25 protein-coding genes, 1 tRNA gene and 1 pseudogene are annotated in these 21,051 nt (G+C 53.3%); 17 read left to right on the top strand and 10 right to left on the bottom strand.

Features of this window, described 5'->3' with window-relative positions; translation table 11 throughout:
- The first annotated feature begins 5 nt into the window (after nt 1–5).
- The 15 genes from JT31_RS22800 to JT31_RS18720 all read left to right on the top strand — a co-directional run bounded on the left by JT31_RS22800 (nt 6) and on the right by JT31_RS18720 (nt 12,892).
- Nucleotides 6–560, top strand: coding sequence for a type III secretion system domain-containing protein (locus tag JT31_RS22800; protein ID WP_071842990.1), 555 nt, complete (start codon nt 6–8; stop codon nt 558–560).
- Complete coding sequence (sctL, locus tag JT31_RS18655) at nt 542–1,216, top strand: type III secretion system stator protein SctL (RefSeq protein ID WP_038480606.1); 675 nt, start codon at nt 542–544, stop codon at nt 1,214–1,216. Before JT31_RS22800 ends, sctL begins: the two co-directional genes overlap by 19 nt.
- Entirely contained in the window at nt 1,203–2,186 is a 984-nt protein-coding gene (locus JT31_RS18660; RefSeq protein WP_038480609.1) for a TyeA family type III secretion system gatekeeper subunit, read from the top strand. Before sctL ends, JT31_RS18660 begins: the two co-directional genes overlap by 14 nt.
- Nucleotides 2,187–2,241: 55 nt before the next feature.
- A complete protein-coding gene (locus JT31_RS18665; protein ID WP_038480614.1) occupies nt 2,242–2,607 on the top strand; it encodes a type III secretion system protein SsaM in 366 nt (121 codons plus the stop codon).
- A complete protein-coding gene (locus tag JT31_RS18670; RefSeq protein ID WP_304515776.1) occupies nt 2,595–4,655 on the top strand; it encodes an EscV/YscV/HrcV family type III secretion system export apparatus protein in 2,061 nt (686 codons plus the stop codon). Before JT31_RS18665 ends, JT31_RS18670 begins: the two co-directional genes overlap by 13 nt.
- The gene (locus JT31_RS18675; protein WP_370527402.1) at nt 4,651–5,964 is read left to right on the top strand and encodes an EscN/YscN/HrcN family type III secretion system ATPase; all 1,314 of its coding nucleotides are present in this window, start codon (nt 4,651–4,653) and stop codon (nt 5,962–5,964) included. The genes JT31_RS18670 and JT31_RS18675 overlap by 5 nt, the downstream gene beginning before the upstream one ends.
- Nucleotides 5,964–6,335: a hypothetical protein gene (locus tag JT31_RS18680; protein ID WP_038480617.1), complete on the top strand. Its 372-nt coding sequence runs from the start codon at nt 5,964–5,966 to the stop codon at nt 6,333–6,335. Before JT31_RS18675 ends, JT31_RS18680 begins: the two co-directional genes overlap by 1 nt.
- Nucleotides 6,325–6,690: a Secretion system apparatus protein ssaP gene (locus JT31_RS18685; protein ID WP_038480621.1), complete on the top strand. Its 366-nt coding sequence runs from the start codon at nt 6,325–6,327 to the stop codon at nt 6,688–6,690. The genes JT31_RS18680 and JT31_RS18685 overlap by 11 nt, the downstream gene beginning before the upstream one ends.
- Nucleotides 6,671–7,675: a YscQ/HrcQ family type III secretion apparatus protein gene (locus JT31_RS18690; RefSeq protein WP_038480625.1), complete on the top strand. Its 1,005-nt coding sequence runs from the start codon at nt 6,671–6,673 to the stop codon at nt 7,673–7,675. The genes JT31_RS18685 and JT31_RS18690 overlap by 20 nt, the downstream gene beginning before the upstream one ends.
- A 59-nt stretch (nt 7,676–7,734) precedes the next feature.
- Nucleotides 7,735–8,382 (top strand): type III secretion system export apparatus subunit SctR, encoded by a 648-nt coding sequence (gene sctR / locus JT31_RS18695; RefSeq protein ID WP_038480628.1) that lies wholly within the window; start codon nt 7,735–7,737, stop codon nt 8,380–8,382.
- Nucleotides 8,379–8,645, top strand: coding sequence for an EscS/YscS/HrcS family type III secretion system export apparatus protein (locus JT31_RS18700; RefSeq protein ID WP_038480631.1), 267 nt, complete (start codon nt 8,379–8,381; stop codon nt 8,643–8,645). The genes sctR and JT31_RS18700 overlap by 4 nt, the downstream gene beginning before the upstream one ends.
- Nucleotides 8,642–9,415, top strand: a complete 774-nt coding sequence (locus JT31_RS18705) for an EscT/YscT/HrcT family type III secretion system export apparatus protein (RefSeq protein WP_038480634.1) — start codon at nt 8,642–8,644, stop codon at nt 9,413–9,415. The genes JT31_RS18700 and JT31_RS18705 overlap by 4 nt, the downstream gene beginning before the upstream one ends.
- Nucleotides 9,408–10,457, top strand: a complete 1,050-nt coding sequence (locus tag JT31_RS18710) for an EscU/YscU/HrcU family type III secretion system export apparatus switch protein (RefSeq protein ID WP_038480637.1) — start codon at nt 9,408–9,410, stop codon at nt 10,455–10,457. Before JT31_RS18705 ends, JT31_RS18710 begins: the two co-directional genes overlap by 8 nt.
- A gap of 108 nt (nt 10,458–10,565) precedes the next feature.
- Nucleotides 10,566–11,390 carry a DUF1460 domain-containing protein gene (locus tag JT31_RS18715; RefSeq protein ID WP_375529193.1) on the top strand — a complete coding sequence of 275 codons (825 nt, stop codon included), beginning with the start codon at nt 10,566–10,568 and terminating at the stop codon, nt 11,388–11,390.
- Nucleotides 11,391–11,464: 74 nt separating this feature from the next.
- Nucleotides 11,465–12,892: a hypothetical protein gene (locus tag JT31_RS18720; RefSeq protein WP_052049024.1), complete on the top strand. Its 1,428-nt coding sequence runs from the start codon at nt 11,465–11,467 to the stop codon at nt 12,890–12,892.
- A 22-nt stretch (nt 12,893–12,914) separates the two neighbouring features.
- Here JT31_RS18720 and JT31_RS24305 read toward each other — a convergent pair whose 3' ends face one another.
- From JT31_RS24305 to JT31_RS18765, 10 genes and pseudogenes are all read right to left on the bottom strand, one after another.
- On the bottom strand, nt 12,915–13,091 hold the full coding sequence (locus JT31_RS24305) for an NlpC/P60 family protein (protein WP_081948200.1): 177 nt from the start codon (nt 13,089–13,091) through the stop codon (nt 12,915–12,917).
- Nucleotides 13,006–13,350 (bottom strand): annotated as a pseudogene (locus JT31_RS18725) (IS66 family transposase); the annotation flags it as partial. The gene JT31_RS24305 and the pseudogene JT31_RS18725, both read right to left, overlap by 86 nt.
- 177 nt (nt 13,351–13,527) lie before the next feature.
- Nucleotides 13,528–13,602: transfer RNA gene (locus JT31_RS18730), tRNA-Arg, on the bottom strand.
- Nucleotides 13,603–13,725: 123 nt separating this feature from the next.
- Entirely contained in the window at nt 13,726–14,787 is a 1,062-nt protein-coding gene (locus JT31_RS18735; protein ID WP_038480644.1) for a tyrosine-protein phosphatase, read from the bottom strand.
- Between the two features lie 11 nt (nt 14,788–14,798).
- Nucleotides 14,799–15,650 (bottom strand): PTS system mannose/fructose/sorbose family transporter subunit IID, encoded by an 852-nt coding sequence (locus JT31_RS18740; RefSeq protein WP_038480647.1) that lies wholly within the window; start codon nt 15,648–15,650, stop codon nt 14,799–14,801.
- Complete coding sequence (locus JT31_RS18745; RefSeq protein ID WP_038480650.1) at nt 15,647–16,435, bottom strand: PTS mannose/fructose/sorbose/N-acetylgalactosamine transporter subunit IIC; 789 nt, start codon at nt 16,433–16,435, stop codon at nt 15,647–15,649. The genes JT31_RS18740 and JT31_RS18745 overlap by 4 nt, the downstream gene beginning before the upstream one ends.
- Nucleotides 16,436–16,531: 96 nt before the next feature.
- Nucleotides 16,532–17,005, bottom strand: a complete 474-nt coding sequence (locus tag JT31_RS18750) for a PTS system mannose/fructose/N-acetylgalactosamine-transporter subunit IIB (protein ID WP_038480653.1) — start codon at nt 17,003–17,005, stop codon at nt 16,532–16,534.
- 11 nt (nt 17,006–17,016) lie between these two features.
- Nucleotides 17,017–17,448: a PTS sugar transporter subunit IIA gene (locus JT31_RS18755; protein ID WP_038480657.1), complete on the bottom strand. Its 432-nt coding sequence runs from the start codon at nt 17,446–17,448 to the stop codon at nt 17,017–17,019.
- A gap of 221 nt (nt 17,449–17,669) precedes the next feature.
- Nucleotides 17,670–18,521, bottom strand: a complete 852-nt coding sequence (locus tag JT31_RS18760) for a MurR/RpiR family transcriptional regulator (RefSeq protein WP_038480660.1) — start codon at nt 18,519–18,521, stop codon at nt 17,670–17,672.
- Between the two features lie 110 nt (nt 18,522–18,631).
- A complete protein-coding gene (locus JT31_RS18765) occupies nt 18,632–19,564 on the bottom strand; it encodes a formate/nitrite transporter family protein (protein WP_144244104.1) in 933 nt (310 codons plus the stop codon).
- A gap of 212 nt (nt 19,565–19,776) precedes the next feature.
- On the opposite strand from JT31_RS18765, the gene ccmA reads away from it, so the two are divergent.
- Nucleotides 19,777–20,382 (top strand): cytochrome c biogenesis heme-transporting ATPase CcmA, encoded by a 606-nt coding sequence (gene ccmA / locus JT31_RS18770; protein ID WP_038480666.1) that lies wholly within the window; start codon nt 19,777–19,779, stop codon nt 20,380–20,382.
- Complete coding sequence (gene ccmB, locus JT31_RS18775; protein ID WP_038480670.1) at nt 20,379–21,038, top strand: heme exporter protein CcmB; 660 nt, start codon at nt 20,379–20,381, stop codon at nt 21,036–21,038. Before ccmA ends, ccmB begins: the two co-directional genes overlap by 4 nt.
- Nucleotides 21,039–21,051: the final 13 nt, after the last annotated feature.

Raw genomic sequence — 21,051 nt, forward strand, 5'->3', positions numbered from 1 at the left:
TACGGATGCATCGTTATCTGTGGACACCCGCGCGCTACGCCCACTCTCGTTGGCTGACACGGCTTGGCTTTGCCCCTGCGGCGAAGTGGCGCTACGGGGCCAACCCACCGCTCGACCGGTGTCTGAATCAGGCACTGCAGGTACGCAGAGGAACGCCGCGTCTTCCTGTCACGCTTAGCCTCCGGCAGCAGCGCATGGTTCAGCTTGCTCCTCGTCTTCAGGCATTTGCGCTGGCAACGGGACTGCTGGTACTCGGCTGCAACGACTATTTTCTGCTGCCGGACTACCGGCGGGCGCTATTACACCTGCTTGATGACGGGCTTATCTGGCAACTGTTCGGACTTTGCCAGGGAAACCACCGTGCCCTATTTTCGCCGACACAAACGGTTGAAATTGCATTGCAGTTGGGTACTGCCGTACTGACCCGCGCCGCACAAAACGATCCTGTGCTGTATGCGCTGCTGATTACGCTTGCGCCCTGTGAACGTGCGTTATGGTTGCCGGTACCGGCGCTGGCGATGAATTTACTGGAGCGAACGCTATGTGCCGACTTCCGCTGATTGAACTTGCTGCGCCACTGCCGGGCGGGCGCATTATCCCGGCAGTACAGTTAACGGCGCTGCTGCAACAGGCCGCCTGCATACGTCGTGCGGACCTTGAGGCAAAAGGGATAGTCAATGCGGCCCGGCGCAAAGCCGAGGGCCTCATTCAGCAAGCGAAGAAAAACTGCCGCGAAATGGAGGCCTCCAGGCAGCGTGAGTTCAGCGCATTGCAACGCGATACGCTCAGGCGCCTGGAATCCCGCTGGCTGCGAAAGCACGTCTTTCGCCTGTTGGGTGATGAAGCCCAGGAGCAGGCGCTGGTCAGCGCGGTATCGGGCCGCATCCATCACTGTCTTGAGCAGGTATTAAGCGCCTGGTTCGAACAGCAACCCCCGGATAGAACGCTGTGCGCCCGGCTCGCTTTGCAGGCAGAACAGATGGCGAATGAGGGGGTGTTGACCCTGCAGTGCCATCCTGACCTTCAGCAGAGCATGCGGGAGGCGTTCGGCTCGCGCTTTGTGCTGCTTGCGGCCCCTGAGCTACCCCGGGACAGCGTGGTTTTAGCGTCGTCACAGCTGTCGGTGGCGTTCTCGCTCGAAGGCCATTTTCAACAATTGTTGCAATGGCTGCGCCCGGGTTGCCCAGAGACAGGAGAGCAGGATGAAAGTCCCTGAGACGACCGCGCTACAGAATCATGACGCCAGCCTGCGTGAGCCGCAGGTGCCGGTGGAAGATGCACCATCACCGATGGCGCAGGCGCTTATTGAGCTTGAAGAAACCTCCGGCAGCGCGCTAATAGAAACGCTCGAAGACATGGGAATGGCGCTGAGCGGACGGCTCAAAGATTTACAGCAAGCAGATCTCAAAGAACGGCTTGATCAACGACAGCAGGCCTTGTTGCGGATGGTACAGCGGATGCAGGAGCAGGCGGGCGGTATCCCCGCTCAACTGACGCAACCACATTCCGGTTCGCCCCTCGGTCAACAGCTGTTGGGCGTTGCGGCGTTACTGCTCGCTGAAAAACCAAATAGCAAAAGACGTAAAGCGCTGAGCGACAAGCTTGCTGAACTGATGAGCGAGCAGGGTTGGGAAATATCGCTGTTTGGCATGCTGGAGCTGGGACAGGTGAGCAAAGGCGCGCTGGCGCAAATCAATCGTCTATTCCAGCAGGCAATGGACGAGGAGGTTGCCTCATTAGCCGAGTGGTTTCAGCGCATCATGGACTGGCCGGACCGTCGCCAGCGGCTGAGGGTGCTGCTGCGCATGATGGCCTTTGAGCTTTCCGCCTGTGTTGTCGGTTCCCAACAACAGCGGCTGGCGGGGGTGCTGGTACGCCTGCGCCGATTATTGCTGTTTTTAGGGCTTGAGCAGGAGTGCTTGCGAACCGAATCCGCGTGCGAGATGGCTTCAGGAACGCTGCTTCCGTTGCTTATCGAGATGATCAATGAAAGCTGGCTGTTTGATGAATGGCTCGCGCCACGGCTGGCGCAGCGGGCCGCGTCTGCGCGTTTATACAACCGACTTTTACAACATCTGGATGCGCTGTTCTCGCTGATGCCCGAACCCTGTTTTAACGATGACGATCAGCGTGAACAAATTCTCGCCGTACTGCGCAGTATGAAGGGAGATCGGGCTATCACCTGATTACCTGCGCGCGCCTTATCTGGAACTCTGTAGCCCTACGCAAGCAGGAGGTCGTATGGCGTTAGACCGAGTGACAGAGCTTAATATTCTGCTGTTTATGCAGCTAGCCGAACTGCCCGCGCAGCCAGCCGCCGCTGGGATGTACTGGCAGGGCGAGCGGTTTCAAACCTGGCTTAGCTGGCAGGATGACCGACTCCACATTAGCCAGTGTATGCCGCTGGCTCCCTATGATGACAACCTGCTGTTACTGGCGCTTCAGCGCTGGAAGCCCGCTGACTTTGCCGGAATTCCACAGCGTATTTTTCAGCTGCGCAGTTGCCTGGCGATGAACTGTTGTCCGGCAGTCGATAGTGCGGCGGAACTGTGGCTGCGGGTGCATCACCGGCAGCAAGCTTTTCTGGAGTCGCTATGCAAATCTTAATGATGAAAAGCATGAGTATGCGAGGTCTACAGAAGGGGCTCGCCGCCTGCGCCGGCCGTCAGGACATTATTCTGGCCGTGGTGCTGCTGATTGCTATCGTGATGATGATCCTGCCGTTACCGACGTTCATGGTGGATATTCTGATCGCTGTTAACATCGCGTTTTCGGTCATTTTGCTGCTGATTGCAATCTACATCAATGACCCGCTGGAACTGTCGGTTTTCCCTTCTTTGCTGCTGATTACCACTCTGTACCGGCTGTCATTGACCATCAGCACTTCGCGATTGGTTTTGCTGCAGCACGATGCGGGCAACATTGTGGACGCCTTCGGCCATTTTGTGGTGGGGGGCAACCTGACGGTGGGGCTGGTGATTTTTACGATAATCACCATCATCCAGTTTATCGTCATCACGAAAGGGACCGAGCGCGTGGCCGAAGTCAGCGCCCGCTTCTCGCTCGACGGTATGCCTGGAAAGCAAATGAGCATTGATGGTGATCTGCGGGCCGGAGTGATTGACGCGGTTCAGGCGCGGCACCTTCGCCAGCAGGTTCAGCAGGAGAGCCGCTTTCTTGGCGCCATGGATGGAGCCATGAAGTTTGTTAAAGGCGATGCGATCGCCGGAATTATTGTGGTTCTGGTCAATATTATCGGTGGCATCATCATCGCCGTGGTGCAGTACGACATGCCGCTGGGTGATGCGGTACAAACCTACAGCGTGTTATCGATTGGCGATGGGCTGTGCGGACAGATCCCTTCACTGCTTATCTCACTGAGCGCCGGAATTATCGTCACCCGCGTGCCAGGGGAGAAGAAACAGAATCTTGCCAGTGAATTAACCACCCAGCTTGGTCGACAGCCGCAGGCGCTGATGTTGACGGCCGCGGTCCTGATATTATTCGCCCTGATCCCCGGCTTTCCCTTTCTGGACTTTTTTGTCCTGGCGGCGTTCACCGCGCTGCCGTTCTTTTTATTCTGGCGTCGCTCCAGGCACCCACAACACGATATACCGCAGACGGGAGAGATGAGTGAAGACCGGATGCAGCCTGGTGCCATGCCGTTAACGCTGCACGTGATGCCATCGCTCAATACCGGCACGCTGGCCCGGGATATTGATGCCTTACGTTGGATGCTTTTCGAAGAGTACGGTGTGCCGCTGCCGGAAATCATTATCAGGCCAGATAGCAGGGACTACGTGCAGGGGATGTCGGTGCTGATTTACCAGGAGCCGGTCTTTTCATGCGCCATCCCCGAGAACGCATATCTGCTACTGGAGCCAGATAAACAGCCGGGGTGCGAAGTACAACCGCTGCCGGACGGGATGGGAAGTATCGGCTGGCTGGCAGCGGAGGCCGGAAAAAAAGCGCAGAGCATGGGGCTAGCGGTTGCCGAGGGAACCCAGCGCATCACGGCATTGCTCCGCCAGGTCCTGTTACGTCACATGGCGGAGTTTATCGGGGTGCAGGAGGCCCGATATCTGATGGATGCCATGGAGAAGCGCTATTCTGAGCTGGTTAAAGAGCTGCAGCGGCAGCTGCCGATAAGCAAGATTACGGAAACCCTCCAGAGGCTGGTGGCGGAAAGTATTTCGATCCGTGATTTACGCACGGTCTTTGGCACCCTGATTGAATGGGCGCCGCGTGAGAAAGATGTGCTGATGCTGACCGAATATGTGCGCATGTCGCTGCGTCGGCATATTTTGCACCGGCTACAACCGAACGGTGAGGCGCTGCGCGTCCTGCGAGTGGGGGAAGGAATCGAAAACCTGATCCGCGAGTCTATCCGTCAGACCTCGATGGGGACCTATGCGGCCCTGAGCCTCGGGCAAAGTTCGCGCATTCTGAGCTTAATTCAGGAGGCACTGGCAGAGCACGGTGAGTTGAACATTGTTACCTCCGTCGATGCTCGCCGCTTTCTGCGCAAAATAACGGAAACGGGGCTGTTTAATGTTCCCGTACTCTCCTGGCAGGAGCTGGGAGAAAACTGTTCGGTACAGGTTGTGCACAGTATCGATCTCACACCACAGGAGCTTGCCGGTGACGATGATTAAAGCCGAGGTGCAGGCCGCCATTGAAAAATCGCTGACGCCACTGCGGGACGTACCACAAGGTTATCTGAAAACCGGGCGCTTATTGCACGTTGGCGCGACGCTGCTCAACGCATATCTGCCAGGCGTTTTTATGGGTGAGGTGTGTTGCGTGTTGCCAGAAGGTGCGCTGGCGGAGGTTGTTGGTATCGACGGCGCGACGGCGCAGCTTTCACCTTTTGCCACTACCACAGGCCTGTACTGTGGACAGAAGGTGCGATCCCTGGGGCGGCGACATCGTGTTCCGGTGGGGGAAGATCTCTTAGGGCGAGTGCTGGACGGTATGGGATTACCTCTTGATGATGGCCCCGCCCCGCAGGGGCCCTGGAGAGATTACGATGCACCGCCACCTTCGCCGCTGCTGCGCCAGCTGATTGAGAGGCCGATGCTTACGGGGATCCACGCCATCGACGGGCTTTTGACCTGTGGTGAAGGACAGCGTATGGGGATTTTTGCAGCGGCGGGGGTGGGGAAAAGCACCCTGATGTCGATGCTGTGCCGCAGCCCGGATAGCGACATCAACGTGCTGGTGCTTATCGGTGAGCGTGGTCGAGAAGTGCGTGAATTCATTGAGCAAACGCTGGGTGAAGAGACACGACGGCGCTGCGTGATGGTGGTTTCAACGTCCGACCGGCCCGCGCTTGAACGCATGAGGGCGCTATGGGTGGCGACCACCATCGCCGAAGCGTTTCGCGATCGCGGCAAGCGCGTACTGCTGTTTGCCGATTCCTTAACCCGCTACGCCCGCGCCGCCCGCGAGATAGCGCTCGCCGGTGGCGAAGTTGCAGTTTCCGGCAGCTATCCTCCCAGCGTTTTTGCGGCATTACCACGGCTGCTCGAACGGGCGGGTAAGGGCACCCTCGGCAGCATTACCGCGTTTTACACCGTACTGGTGGAAAGCGACGACATGAACGAACCGTTGGCCGATGAAGTGAGATCGTTACTCGACGGCCACATCGTACTGTCACGCCGCCTGGCAGAAGCGGCCCACTTTCCTGCCATTGACGTGTTAGCCAGCCTTAGCCGCCTGATGCCGATGGTGGCCAGCGGTGAACACCGGGCGTTGGCGAACGCGATCCGGCAGTTGCTGTCGGTGTATCGCGACGTGGAGCTTCTGGTGCGGATAGGTGAGTTCGTGCGCGGAGAAGATCCTCGTGCCGACCGGGCGGTAGACCGCTATTCCGACATTTGTCATTTCCTGCAACAACAGAGTAATGAACCATGCAATCTCGACGAACTGCTGGCGCAAATGCGTTTTTTGACGGACATCTGATGCTGAATTGTTTACTCAGGATCAAGGACCGTGGCGAGGATCGCCTGCGACGGCAAATGACGGAGTTAACGCTGCAGCTTCAGCAAACGGAGCAGTTGGATTTTCAGTGCCAGAGCCGTCGTAAAGACCTGGCGCAGGCGCTCAATCAGCTCCTTCTTTGGTCCGGTACGTTGCCCTCACGCGAACTGATGGCGCAGAAACAGGCCATGAATCATTTATTTCATGAGGAATACGGCCTGGCGCAGCAGCAGCGATTGCTTGCGGACGCGCAAAAACGGTTGCAGGAGCAGCTTAGCAAGCTGCAGCGAGAGCTGGTGAGCGTGATGAAGAAAAAAGAAAAACTGAGGAGTCTGCTGAGCGATGAACGTTAACCGAACGGAAGGTTGCCTCTGGCATACCTGGCTGACGGAACAGGAGAAACGGCCATCTACTGAAACCACCCGATTTATTCAGCTGATGGTGCAGGTGGTGGAAATGCCTGACGGCAGAGACGGAAAGTCTGCGCTGAGGCAGCAAAAACAACGCTTTCGGCTGGTGAACGGTTCATTAGCGGGGGTGATTTGCGAGATGGAAACGCGGGAAGGTAAAACCTTTTTTACGGTTCTGGTGCCCCGGCGCGATTTATGCCGTCAGCTGAAGCACTTTTCTGCCTGGCTGAATGCCGGGCTGCTGGCGGCCGGGCACAACGTTGCGCTGGAGGTGGTGTATGACGCTGATCTCTTTTGAGGAGAGCAACCTTGCCGGGATGTTGCAAACGGAAGGGATTGAGCTTGGGGCGCTCCATGTTGCGGCGCAGCGCTGGACTGACAGCCCGCAGGGGAGACTGTTTTCAGTCACTGCCGAAGATACGCCGTGCGGCATCTGGTTAGCCGAAAGCGACTGGCAGCGGTGGTGTGAAGGGACCCTGGGGACCGCTTCAGCGCAAGAAGTCGACGCCCAACTGCTGGCGGGAGTTGCGCAATGGGGACTATCGCCGCTGTTGCAGGCAAGCGGCGCGATATTACACAACGGGCCGGGAGAACCGCGCCGCTGTAGCATGCTCAACCAGTACGTTGCGCTGGTATTTGCCTGGCAGATTGACGGCTACGCGTTCCGCTGTGTGCTGTTTGGCTGGCCCACCACCTGGTTTCGCACCATTGCCCGGCAGGTAAGCCCCGGTGTCCGGCCAGTGCGTTTATTGCCGCCGGTGGCGTTCGCCTGTTACGTCGGCTGGTGTCAGGCCTCGATGCACGAGATGGCAAGCATTGGCCCGGGTACAGGGTTGCGGATGAGCCCTTTTGGCCGTCCGCGCGAGGGTGAATTGGTTGTACTACTGGCGACGGGAAGTGCAGCGCGTATCCGAATCGAAGAGGGGGGAGACGTGGAAATTGAAGCATTGGTCAATGATATGGAAAGCTTGTTGGCCGAGGACAGCGATCGTGCGGGTCCTGCCTCGCCCTTGTCGTATCACCTTGACGCCCTGCCGCAAAAGCTGCTGGTAGAGGTAGGTCAAATTGATATCGCCCTTGGCACGCTGCGGACATTACGCGAAGGGGACCTTATTGCGACCGAAGCCAGGCTCTCACCCGACGTGAAGCTAAGACTCAATGGCCGCGTGATAGGCGAGGGTGAACTCATCGCCTGCGGGGAGAGTTTTCTGGTGCGAGTCACCCAATGGTTTGTGCATCCGTCTGACGCTCAGAGCATTGGGGAGGATACGGTGAATACCTGATAGAGGGCGCGACATGGCGTGGCTATAACTGATTTATCGCCGTATAAACAGGACAGACCATGCCTTTACCTGACTCTCCCTGGCAGCTGATAGCGCTGCTGTTTTTACTCTCTCTGCTACCGCTTGCCATCGTGATGGGGACCTCGTTCCTGAAGCTGGCGGTGGTGTTTTCGATTTTACGTAATGCGCTGGGTATTCAGCAGGTGCCGCCCAATATGGCGCTCTATGGCCTGGCGCTGGTACTCTCGCTCTTTATCATGGCGCCGACGGTGATGGCGGTAAAAGCCGAGTGGCATCCGGCGAAAGAAGAGGCGACCTTACCCTGGTTACAGGGCTGGGACAGCCATGCGCTTGGCCCCTACCGTCAGTTTCTGCAAAAAAATTCCGATGAAAAAGAGGCTCATTATTTTCGTCATTTGATAGCCAGCACCTGGCCGGAAGAGGCCCGGCGTCGCGTGAAGCCGGATTCACTGTTGATCCTGCTGCCCGCCTTTACCGTCAGCCAGCTGTCGCAGGCGTTTCGCATCGGTCTGCTTATCTATCTGCCATTTCTGGCCATCGATCTGCTGGTATCCAACGTCCTGTTGGCGATGGGGATGATGATGATGTCACCGATGACCATCTCTTTGCCGTTCAAATTATTGATTTTTCTGTTAGCTGGCGGCTGGGACCTGATCCTTTCTCAACTGGTGCAGAGCTTTAGATGACGGATGCCAACCTAACTCATTTCGTTACAGAGCTGCTGTGGCTGGTGCTCATGACCTCATTGCCGGTGGTGCTGGTCGCATCGGTCGTCGGGATTGCGGTGAGTCTCCTTCAGGCGCTGACCCAGATTCAGGATCAGACGCTGCAGTTTATGATCAAGCTGCTTGCCGTGGCGTTGGTTATTATGGCGACCTATCACTGGCTGGGGGGGCTACTTCTGGCCTATACCCGTCAGGTGTTTTTGCAGATGGGTATGCACGGGTGACGCTCTCACTCAGTGACGGGCTGGTCACCGTGGCGCTGGCGATGATGAGACCGCTTGGGCTAACGCTGCTTTTTCCGCTGTTGCAGACCGGTAATCTCGGCTCGACGCTAATCCGCAACGGGGTGCTGCTGGCGATAGTACTGCCGGTACTACCGGTTTTTTATACCCAACCGGTGATTCACCAGGGATGGTCCTGGCTGAGGGTGATCCCGGGCGAACTGGTCATTGGTTTGATGCTGGGATTTTGCGCCGCGATCCCTTTCTGGGCCGTGGACATGGCGGGATTCCTGATTGACACCCTACGCGGTGCCACCATGGGAACCGTGTTCAACCCGGCGATGTCGGTACAGACATCGATTTTCGGCCTGCTGTTTAGCCAGTTTCTGTGTGCGCTTTTCTTTATTACCGGGGGATTCAGTCAACTCCTGACGGCGTTATACGGTTCTTACCACTATTTACCTCCCGGCAAGGCGCTGGCTTTCAACGTAACATTTTTACACTTTTTGCTGGCGCAGTGGCGCGTGTTGTACCAGCTGTGTCTGAGCTTTTCTTTGCCTGCGGTGCTCTGCATGATGCTTGCGGACCTCGCGCTCGGATTGCTCAATCGGTCCGCTCAGCAGCTCAACGTGTTCTTCTTATCCATGCCGGTGAAAAGTGCGCTGGCGCTCTTGCTATTACTGCTCTCCTTGCCGTACGCCTTCCACCACTATCAGCTTGAGAGTGAAACGCTTTACCGGCATGTGAGCCAGTGGTTAGCCAGCCATGAGTGAAAAAACCGAACAGCCTACCGAGAAAAAGAAGCGCGATAGCCGCCAGGAAGGACAGGTTATCAAAAGTCTGGAGATAACCTCCGGCATCCAGCTGCTCGCTATACTGGCTTTTTTTCATTTTTTTGCCGATGAGGTCGTGCACCAGATTGCTGAGCTGATGTTGCTGGCTTCACGACTCATCAATCAACCCTTTGACTATGCCTTCAGCCTGTTGACGCAGGCATTGCTGCGTGCAGGAGGCGAATTTTTTGCCTTGTTCGGCGGTATGCTGGCGGCGGCAACTATCGCAAGTCTGGTTGCGCAGGTCGGTTTTATGCTTGCCACGAAGGCGGTTGGCGTCAAAGGCGACAAAATTAACCCAGTCAATAATTTTAAACAGATTTTTTCCGTGCACAGTCTGGTGGAGTTGTTTAAGTCCTGTCTGAAAGTCCTTTTATTGTGTCTGATTTTCATCTCTCTTTTCCTCTATTTTTCGACAACGTTTCAGGCACTGCCGTACTGTGACGCGAGCTGCGCGATCCCACTTTTCACGATTATGATCCGCTGGATATGGTATGCATTGCTGATGTCTTACGTGGTGCTGGGCGTTGTTGATTATGCCTTCCAGACGCACAACACGATGAAGCAGCAGCGAATGAGTAAGGAGGATGTCAAACAGGAGACTAAAGATATTGAAGGCGATCCGCAGGTTAAAAAACGGCGGCGTGAAGTACAACGCGAAATGCAAAGCGGCAGTTTAGCGCAGAACGTGAAGCAATCTGCGGTGGTTATTCGCAACCCTACGCATATCGCCATTTGCCTGGGCTACGATCCTGTCGACACGCCGATCCCAACGGTGTTCGAAAAAGGCGTAGAGGCGAGGGCAGAACATATTGTCGCTCTCGCCATCAGGGAGTCTGTTCCTGTGGTGGAGAATATTGAGTTGGCGCGCCAGCTATTTTTTAGCGTCAAAGCGGGTGAGGTGATTCCTGAATCCCTGTTTGAACCCGTTGCTGCTTTGCTGCGTATGGTACTGGAGCTCGATTACGACGCTCATGTGTAACGGAATATCACTGTGGCCTTCAGCCATCTTTATCAGGTTATACCCTGATATCTGCGACTCAATGACCGGTTTACTATCGGCACGTGTTGAATAGATGAATCGGTAATAATGATGAGCAGTTTTTATCAGGAGAAAGTTATGTTGCGATACGGATTTTTATTGGCATCACTCTGTTTTACGTCATACGCAATGGCCGATGTGGCTAAATACAAAACCGTCATCGACGCGGATAGCGCGCGAAAAGTGGATGAGGTTATCCAGGGCGAAGTGTTACCGAACGCCAAAGCAAAGCAGGGGGATTTGATAGGCCTTGTTTCATCGACGTTCCTGCAGACTCCCTACCTGAGTGAAACGTTGATCGGTTCTCAAAGTACGCCGGAACAGTTGGTTGTCAATCTCAGGGGCGTCGACTGTTTTACCCTGGTGGACTATGTTCAGGCCCTGACGAAAAGCGATACGCGTAAAGCGTTTCTTCGGCAACTGGTAAAAACGCGCTATGTTGATGGTAAAGTGAGCTACCTGACCCGCCGTCATTTTCTGTCTGACTGGTTCGCTACGTCACCACATAATGCGCGGGATGTTACGCCGGAGATTAGTCCCCATTATCTTACGGCTGAAAAGCACCTCAATCTTAAACAGGGGGGAGGGGAATACATCCCGGGACTGGGTATTATTACCAGAAAGATAAACTATATACCGGGATACGCTATCGACCGCTCGGTACTCGAACGTCTGCACAATGGCGATTATGTCGGTGTTTATTCACCCATGCAGGGGCTGGATGTTTCTCATACGGGGATTGTTATTCGTTCGGGTGATGCCGTCTGGTTCCGTAATGCTTCCTCGCTGTCTGTAAACCGCAAGGTTGTTGATACTCCCTTCCTCAATTATATGCGCTCAAAACCCGGTATCGTTGTACTGCGGGCGAATTAGATGTAGCTCAGAGATACCTGACCCGTTAATGATTTTGTTTCAGGCTAATTTGCAATCAAGCACTGGAGGGAACTATGTCGGTTGCTATTCCATTTGTTAACGATATTTGCCATATTTCCAGCGAGCAGATGTCAGACCTGTTAGAGGGTAAAGATGTTTATCAGTTTAGTCTTTTTGAAAAGTTCATCGATTATTTTCGACACGTATTTACGGGAAAAAGCACTATTTCTGAATATTATCAGATACACCATTTATTGTATCAATACCAAGATAATCCACAAATATCACGACCAATATCATTATCAGTAGAGAAAAATCCACTCGGTGGTGATGTTACCCATTGGAGACCGATCATTGGCTTTGTTAAATTGATCGATAACTCAAAACCTGAAGCTGTCAGTCAATATTCAATCGACGTACGGCAACGAGATGATGGGGTATCCGTCATTAATATGAAATTTGACGGGATCGTACTGGCGCAGGCCGATTGTTCTGCAGATAACCTGGCGTTCTTAAAGACCTGCCTCTTCAATGATAACAACGGTGAAATCCGGTGTGACACAACAGAAGAAGGGCACGTAGGAACAGGGGGATTGCGGTTTTATTCGGACTTTCAGCTTCGGTTAGAAAAACATCTGTCAACGTATGTGGAAGATCTGACGCATTTCAATACGCTCGTCAGTGAGCAGGTCGCTCAGCGAAATGAACCGGATAACTCTGCTCCGGCAGATATCGATCGATTTATTGAGAAAATGGTTGCCGAAGGCAGTATAACGAAAGAGAGTTTGGCAAAACACAAGTTTATCGGCAGCGGTAGCTACGGAAGTGTCTATTTGTTTGAAGGAAAATACGCTGTGAAGATCCCCGTCAATAGCACAGGGAACATGATAGATACCCATTCTGCCGAGCACCGAAACGCTCATTCAGAACGCGTGAGCTATTATTTAAACCTTGCTAACAACGACCCCGATTTTTCCCGGCATATGCAAATTGTGTTTAACAATAAAAAAATGGAGGTTCTGGTTTCAAAGTATATCAATGGTAAAGAGTTTGATATTCGAACTGATGCCAATTATGAGCGCGCCGACAACCTACTGGAGAATCGTGGTCTTTATATGCATGATTTGAATATCCTTGGCAACATCTTGATTAAAGACGGCGAGCTTTTCTTTGTCGATGGCGACCAAATCGTTTTGTCGCAGGAGAAACGCCGGGAACGCCGGGTTTCATCGGCTACTGAAGCGCTTGAGCAGCAGATTCGCACCAGCTATGAATTCAGGCTTCATGCTGCTCAGAGGAGTAACAACCAGAAAGATATTGAATATTATTCCAGCCTTCTCGAAGAACATAATGATTTAATGAATACCACGGTTGAATCACAACGCTGCGATAACAGCGAAGCTGTGATGGAATTTGTTTCCAGAGATAGTTTCAGGATGCCAGAGCGTGAGAATAGTTTTTTGGTCAAGAAAGCAATGGAGTGGAGTAAAAGGAAAAGGTAGCTTTGGTTTTATCATTCAGCCTTTAAATTGATAGAGAGGAGGTTTTGAAGAAAACCAGATCGCCAGGCTTCAGCGCATTTTCAGCAATGTGGCGGTCATTTCGTATTTGCTCCCCGTTGATGCGCGACAGGTCCATATTCATTGAGCCCTGGAAAATCTCCTGCATCAGCGACGAGCAGTGCTCCCCGCTCACCATCATGGTCAGAACCGAAGAACAGGACGTTTTTACGACCCAGAGTGACCGTCCGCAGGGTATTTTCAGCGATGTTGTTGTCTGCTTCGGCCCAGCCATCGTCCGCATAGTACGTCAGTGCCGGCCACTGGTTAAGTGCGTACGCGAACGCTTTTGCCAGCTCCGAGTGTCGCGACAGGGTTTTCATCTTTTCACGCAGCCAGCTTTCCAGGGATTTCAACAGCGGTTTCGTTTTTAGCTGACGTTCAGCAAGCCGCTGCTCTGCCTTTTGGGGGCTCATTTTTCATTGAACAGGATACGCTCCCACTAAGGCCCCCAAACGTTGATTGATTCACGTTGAAATGGGTAGACATCAGTTGACGTCGCATAGCCAGAATAGAGAGTTTGTCACTGATTAGAAGAGGGTTTTATTGAATTTGGTAGATGTCAGGAGATGTGTATATGGCGTTCCCTGCAGGAATCGAACCTGCAACTAGCCCTTAGGAGGGGCTCGTTATATCCATTTAACTAAGGGAACGAGGCGGGCGTAGTATACCCGCTTTTCGAGGCAGGTTAAGGGGTTGGCGGGCCGTTTGCCTGGAATCTAAGCGTTTTTTGCTGATTTTATGCTGTGAAAGCGCCTGCATCCGGCCCTGATGGTTCAGAGGGGGTCGGTTAAAAAATTATTCTGTATCGTCACAAAGTCGGCGTCGGTGAAGCCCAGTGCCTCTTTAATGTAGCCGGTCACGCTGCCCGACTGCGCTTTCATGGCGTTGATAGCCGCAATAATAAATGCTTCGCGGGTATCAATCAGCGTGTGCAGGTAATCCAGCACGTTGTCGTCGTCGGTGATACGGCGGTAGGCCGCCATTTTAACTTCGTTGCGCTCCAGCCGGTTGGCCTGGGTGAGCATATAGTCGGCAATGACATCCTCTTCTGAGACGCCGAGCATAAACAAAATCAGCGCCACGCCGTAACCTGTACGGTCTTTGCCTCCACGGCAGTGCTGGATATGCGGGCTATTTTCCTTATCCAGTACGGTGCGGATCATTGCTGTGAAGGCGTGTCTGGACTTCTCGCTGGTGACAAAGTTTCGGTATTGCTCCAGTACCTGCTCGCCGTGGCCGTTGACCAGTTCGGTGGGAATATCTTGTATCACGCTCTCAATCAGCATTTGATCTTCGTGGCTGGAGTCCGCCGAAAACTGTGCCGCCAGCTCTGCGGTTTGCGCCACGGCATCCAGGTGAACGGTCTGTTTTTCGCCGACATAAGTATTGGGGCTTTTGGCGATTTCCCTGGCGCTGCGGTAGTCAATAATTGTCTGAATGTTCAGCGATTGAATGTAGGCCTCGGCCTGGGCATTAAGCTGATGCAAATGGTTGGAGCGATACAGCATCCCCCATTTTATTCTTTTCCCCCCTGCGCCCGTGTAGCCGCCGAAATCCCGGAAGTTATTAAGCCCGGAAACCGGCAATGTTCTCTCCGCAAAAAGTTGGGATTGGCCGTTGCATTCAATAACAAAGTAGATGCGCTGGCTGGCATTTAGCGGGTCATCAAACTGGCAGGGGCTAACGGCGTGGCCGGTAATTAACCTTCGGGCTGAGGTATTAACATCGTTATCGCGAGTCCAGTACAACGCTATTGGCCCTTCGACGGCAGAAAAATGAATTTCAATCTGCGTCTGGTTTTTTCTGCTTACGGAAAACTGCATCTGAGTGTTCATTCATCGTTCCTTTAACTTAATATGCCAAACGCTGAGCAAATAACGCCGAAGACCATCATGGCAATGATGAGAGACACCGTGTATTTCCCTTTGAGCTTTTTCACCAGGAAGAACACGCCCAGTGAGAAGAGTAGGGTTAGCAGGTTGGGGGCGACCTTATCAAACATCTCCTGTACCGGAATCGACTGCTCGCCTACGGCAATAACCAGCGGCGTCGAAATCTTTACCGTGGTGGCAATGAGCGAGCCAAGCACCATCACGCCGACAACGTTGGCAACATTTGAAATACGCTGAATAATATTCGAGTTCTTTGACTGCTCGATGAGGTCAACGCCTTTGTTGTAGCCATAATGGATAAAGAAGTATTTAGAGCCAACATTCACGATATTAAACAGAATGAACATCAGTATCGGCCCGATGATATTCCCCTGAAGTGCAAACGCCGCGCCGATGCTGCCGCATATAGGCAGCCAGGTAAATTTCAACAGGCTATCGCCTAAACCTGCCAGCGGGCCCATTAGCCCGGCCTTGACGGAAATAACGGCATCCTTCTCTTCTTCCGTGGTTTTTTCTTCCAGCGCGGCCGTTACGCCCAGGATCAGTGCCCCGGTATTGATCTGGGAGTTATAGAACTTTAAATGTCGCTGCATGGCCCGCGCGCGGGTTTCCGGGTCTGCGTTTTCATAGAGCTTATCGAGCACGGGGATCATGCAGTGCGCAAAGCCGATGGTTTGCAGCTTTTCATAGTTATATGAAAAGGACATGCTTTGAATATTCCAGAAAATACGGTTGAGATCGGTTTTAGTCAGTTTTTTATCCGAGGTCGTACGCTCAACGCTATTGTAGGATGTTATTTCACTCACAGGTCGTACTCCTCTTCGGTTTCGATGTTAGCCGGTTTATTATTGTCAGCCTGTTTATTGTTGATGCCATTGGCCCAGGCCATGTCGTAAAGCACGGCGAAGGCCAGGGCGATAAAGGTGATTGGAATAATTGGCAATTTTAAATAAGTGGTTAACATAAAACCGAGCAGGAAAAAGAACCACATTCTCCCTTTTAGCAGCATCAGTAATAAAATACAGACCCCGATAGCGGGGATCATCTTAGAAGCGACGCCCATACCGGTTAAAATACTGGCTGGAATGGCATCTAATACTTTGCTGACCAGGTCGCTGCCAAAATAGATGGCGAGGAAGCAGGGGATGGCTCTTATCAGGAACCAAAGCGGGGTAGAGAAATAGTGAATTTTAACCAGCCCACGATAATCTCCGGTGAGGACCGATTTTTCAGCCCAGACGTTTAAGAAGCTGGCAAAAGAACGCCAGATAATCAGGAGCTGCTGACACAAAATCGAAACCGGCACGGCAAGGGCTATTCCGGCGGCTATCCCACCTTTGGAGGCAATACCCAGCGCGACGCCAATGATTGAGCCGGCAATAATATCTGGCGCGGAGTAGGCCCCCACGTTGCCGATGCCCATCCAGACCAGTTCAAGGGTAGCGCTGATGGCAAGTCCCTGAACCATATCGCCCATAATAATACCGGCTACGGTCCCTGTAAGGAGGGGGCGCCGTAGCATTTGCGGCCCCACGTCGTCCATTGAGCAGATACCTGCCCAGGTGGCGACCAGAATGGCTTCAATTAACATAGTGTTATTTCCCGGTGATGGCGCTATACCCGTCATACCTAAAATTGCAGGGCTGTTAACTGCAATTGAACGATTTCAGGGCGTTGCGTGATGCAATTAACCCAATAATGATTTCAGTTCGACAATGGTGTCTTTGGGCACCATTTGTATTTCTACTGCAATATTCCTGGCAATCAGTGATTTAAAGGCCTGTTCTTCTTCTGGCGTAACCGCGACGGCGCGCGACAGGCTTTTTCGCCCCTCATGCATTCTCATGCCGCCGACGTTTAATTTCTTAATATCCAGGCCATTTTCGACCAGGGCATTTACGTCGACGCTGTTGGTGAACAGCAGCATTGTTCGTCTTTTAATCTCGGTTTTTTTTAGGATATCAATAAATTTTTGCACGGCGAAAATCTGGACTTTTAATTCTGGAGGCGCCGACATACTGATAACAGACTGCTGCACGGTGTCGCTCGCCACCTTATCGTTGACGATCAGTATTTGTTCAATGTCGTGATTTTTAACCCAGGTGGTAATAACCTGACCGTGAATAAGGCGGTCATCGATTCTGGCGAGATTAATAGGCATATTCTGTCCTTTCAAAGTTCGGTTGATGATTCTCGTTCGACCTTTAATAAATTGCCGACGTTGAAGCCGCTATCAGGAAACATTTCTTCGACGAGGGTTGCGATTTCATTTAGCGGTAAATCTCGATTATTAAAAATTTCCAGCAGGGTAGGAATATTGAAACCGCAGAATAAAAAAATATCATCCTGGGTTAACAGGAGTTCGCTGGCTAAATTACACGGTGACCCGCCCATCATATCGACCAGAATAAGTACGCCATTACCCTGATTAAGCGACTGGTAGGTTTCTCGTAGCGAGGTGCGAGCGTTATCAATCGGAGTATCTTCCTGAATTGATACCACCGCGACGTGGGGTTGCTTGCCCACGAGCATTTCGGCGCAGGTCAGCGCCCCCTGAGCAAAGGGGCCATGGCTGACTAAGATGACGGGGATCCCGGCTGGCATTATTTCTCCCTGTAATAGGTGTTAGTTACAATGTTACTTAAAACTTCTTTGTTTTAGATAATGTTGTTACTTTTATCGGGAAAAGGACGGAATGAGAAGCGCGTCGTCTTCGTTTTGGGAAACCGATCACTTTTTAAATATCGACAGCGTTTCAGATCCGCCAGAGCATCGTGCTATAGCGGGAGAACAGGAGGGTGGCGTAAAGCCTTAGCGTTGGTGGGCTAGGGCTTGTTGTTCAGGTTGTAGAAACGTTCGGCTCGCGTTTGGATCTGTTTTAGTAAGCGTTCGTCGTATTGCTGGATAAACAGGTTGGTCACCAGCATGTTGATCACCGAAAGCTGTGACATTTTGGAGCGAATTGGGATAAGTCGGGAAATGCTCTCGGTAGAAATGGTATGCAGGATGACCTCCGCCAGGGCGGACACGCGGCTTTGCCCCATGCGGGTAACGGCTATAGAGGGAACCCCAAGCTGCTGTGCCAGCGTCAGGAGTTTTACGGCTTCGTGATTGTCACCGGAGTGCGAAATAATAATCAGTAGATCGTCCTGATCTAAAGTATTCACGATATTGAATTGAATACTGTAATCGAGGTGGCAGCTGACATCTTTCTTTATTTTTATCAGCTGATATTCCAGCTCTTTACCGACCAGACCGCTGCTTCCGGCCCCGTAGATAGCAATTTTATGGCTTTTCCGGATTAACCGGCAGGCGCGTTCGAGCTGCTCTGGATTCATCATCGCGTGGGTTTCATCGATGGATGATTTTTCAATCAGATGAATTTTTGCGTTTACCGCTTCCAGCGAATCATCAATATTAATATCTTCTTGTAAAACGGATTCATGATGTTTTGCCGCCGAAGATGTCATTAAGTCAATTTTAAGATCGCTAAAACCCTGGTAGCCTAATTTATGACACAGACGCAGAATAGTGGTAGTGCTGACCTCATTGGCTTTCGCCAGCGTCTGGATACTCATATTTTTCAATGATTGCTTATTCGCAATAATGAAAGCCGCGACGCCGCGCTCTTTAGCGGATAATCCGTCATTTACTTCGCGCAATTTTAGGTCAAACATCTAACACCTTTCATCGGATAAGAATGTTATTTCGTCGCTCATAGTACAATCTCGCACTGGGGTTATCAAATACGTGCTGGCTTAGTTCGTTTGCCTGGATAATGAACAATTTACCCGTCATGTTTTCCGTTCTCCGCTGAATTTTGGCTCAGTTCTGCCTGTTTTCGCTTAGCCTCGGCCTTCTTCTTGTTACTCATATCGTTGCGGATCTGCGCGTGGCTGATCAGCGCGAAAATAAACGTTCCGCCGCAGATATTCCCGGCCAGGGTGGGCAGGGCGAACGGCCAGAAGAACTCGCTCCAGTGCAGCGTGCCGTTGAACACGAGATAGAGAATTTCAACCGAGCCAACCACGATATGGGTTAAATCACCCAGCGCGACCAGCCAGGTCATTAGCACGATAACGAAGATTTTTGCCGAGCCCGCGGCGGGGAACATCCACACCATGGTGGCGATGATCCAGCCGGAGATAATCGCGTTGGCGAACATCTCGCCGGGCGGGTTTGCCATCACCTTCATGCCGATGTCGTCGAAGGCTTTACGGGTGGCTTCGTCGAATATCGGCATATATTCAAAGGCCAGCGCCGCCAGCGCGGTGCCGACGATATTCCCGAACAGCACAATGCCCCACAGCCGCATCAGCAGCCCGAAGTTGCTCGTGGTCGGATGCTGCATCACCGGCAGCACGGCGGTAACGGTGTTTTCGGTAAACAGCTGCTGGCGAGCCATGATGACGATGATAAAGCCGAAGGTGTAGCCGAGATTTTCCAGCAGGAAATTGCCGGGCACGCCGACCAGGTTAACGTGAAAAATGCCTTTCGCCAGCAGCGAGGCCCCCATTGATAAACCCGCCGCCACGGCTGACCAGAACAGCGCCATGCCGTCGCGCTCCAGCTCTTTTTGCCCGTCCTGGCGAATGTGCTCGTGAATGGCCATCGCGCCGGAGGGCAGACGGTCTTCATCCACCTCGATTTGCTTGCCGCTCGACTTTTCGTCGCTGTCGACTTCCAGTTCATCTTTTTTGGCTATTTTGTCAGGCTCGATTTTGTCCATCAGGGCGGTTCCAGGTCAGAAAGCGTTCACTTAAGCGTAGCGGTTTTTCTCCCACGTTTTTGCCGAATGGGAATAATCGCCCCGGCTTTGATCTGAGTAAGCGGATTAACCCTAATGGAGTAGTCTAAGCCGTCGGGGGCAACCTGAAGAAAACGAGGCGGTATGATATGCTTAGCGTCACCCGAGACAAGGAGCGCCTCCTGATGCTAGAAGCCCGACAACTGACCTGCCAGCGTGATGAACGCACGCTGTTCGACGCGCTGTCGTTTAGCGTTGAGCCGGGGGAAATGGTGCAGGTGGCGGGCAAAAACGGCGCGGGAAAAACCACGCTGCTGCGCATTCTGGCGGGGCTGGCGCAGGCCGATGAGGGCGAGGTATTCTGGCAAAACCAGCCTTTGCGCCGCCAGCGCGACAACTTCCACGGTGACCTGTTGTGGATTGGTCATCAGCCGGGCATCAAAGCCGTTCTCACGCCTTTTGAAAATCTCACCTTTTTTCATGCCGATGTTGCTGAAGAGCAGCTGTGGGCCGCGCTCGAGCAAACCGGGCTGCCCGGCTTCGAAGATTTACCCGTCAACCAGCTTTCCGCCGGGCAGCAGCGCCGTGCCGCGCTCGCGCGCCTGTGGCTCTCCACGGCAAAGCTGTGGCTGCTCGATGAGCCGTTTACCGCGCTGGATACCGCCGGTATTGCACGCTTAACTCAGCGCTTGCTGCACCACGCGGAAGCGGGCGGAATGGTTATCCTCACCAGCCACCAGCCGCTGAGCTGTGCAGTTCGCCAGATTCATCTGCAGGAAGCCCATTCATGATAAGGCGCATTTTCTGGCGTGAGCTGCAGGTGGTATTTCGTCGCGGGGCAGAAATCGCTAACCCGCTGTGGTTCTTCCTGATTGTGATTACGCTTTTCCCGCTCGGCATTGGCCCGGAGCCGCAGCTGCTGGCGCGTATTGCGCCGGGGATTATTTGGGTCGCGGCTTTACTGGCCTCTTTAATGGCGATGGACAGGCTGTTCCGGGATGACTTTCAGGACGGTTCGCTGGAACAGCTGATGCTGTTGCCGGTGCCTTTGCCGCTGGTGGTGCTGGCGAAAGTGACCGCTCACTGGGTGGTCACCGGGCTGCCGCTGCTGCTGCTTTCGCCGCTGGCTGCGTTGCTGCTGGGGCTGGATTTTTATGGCTGGCAGGTGATGGCCGCCACGTTACTGCTGGGGACGCCGACGCTGAGCTTCCTCGGCGCGCCCGGCGTGGGGCTGACGGTCGGTCTGAAGCGGGGCGGGGTGCTGCTCAGCCTGCTGGTGCTGCCGTTAACCATCCCGTTATTAATTTTTGCCACCGCCGCGATGGATGCCGCCTCGATGCATCTGCCGGTGGAGGGCTATATGGCAATCCTTGGCGCGCTGCTGGCCGGCAGCGCCACGCTAAGCCCGTTCGCTACGGCGGCGGCGCTGCGGGTCAGCGTTGCGTAACTTTATTTTTTTG

It is taken from the genome of Cedecea neteri (assembly GCF_000757825.1).
Classification (GTDB): domain Bacteria; phylum Pseudomonadota; class Gammaproteobacteria; order Enterobacterales; family Enterobacteriaceae; genus Cedecea; species Cedecea selenatireducens.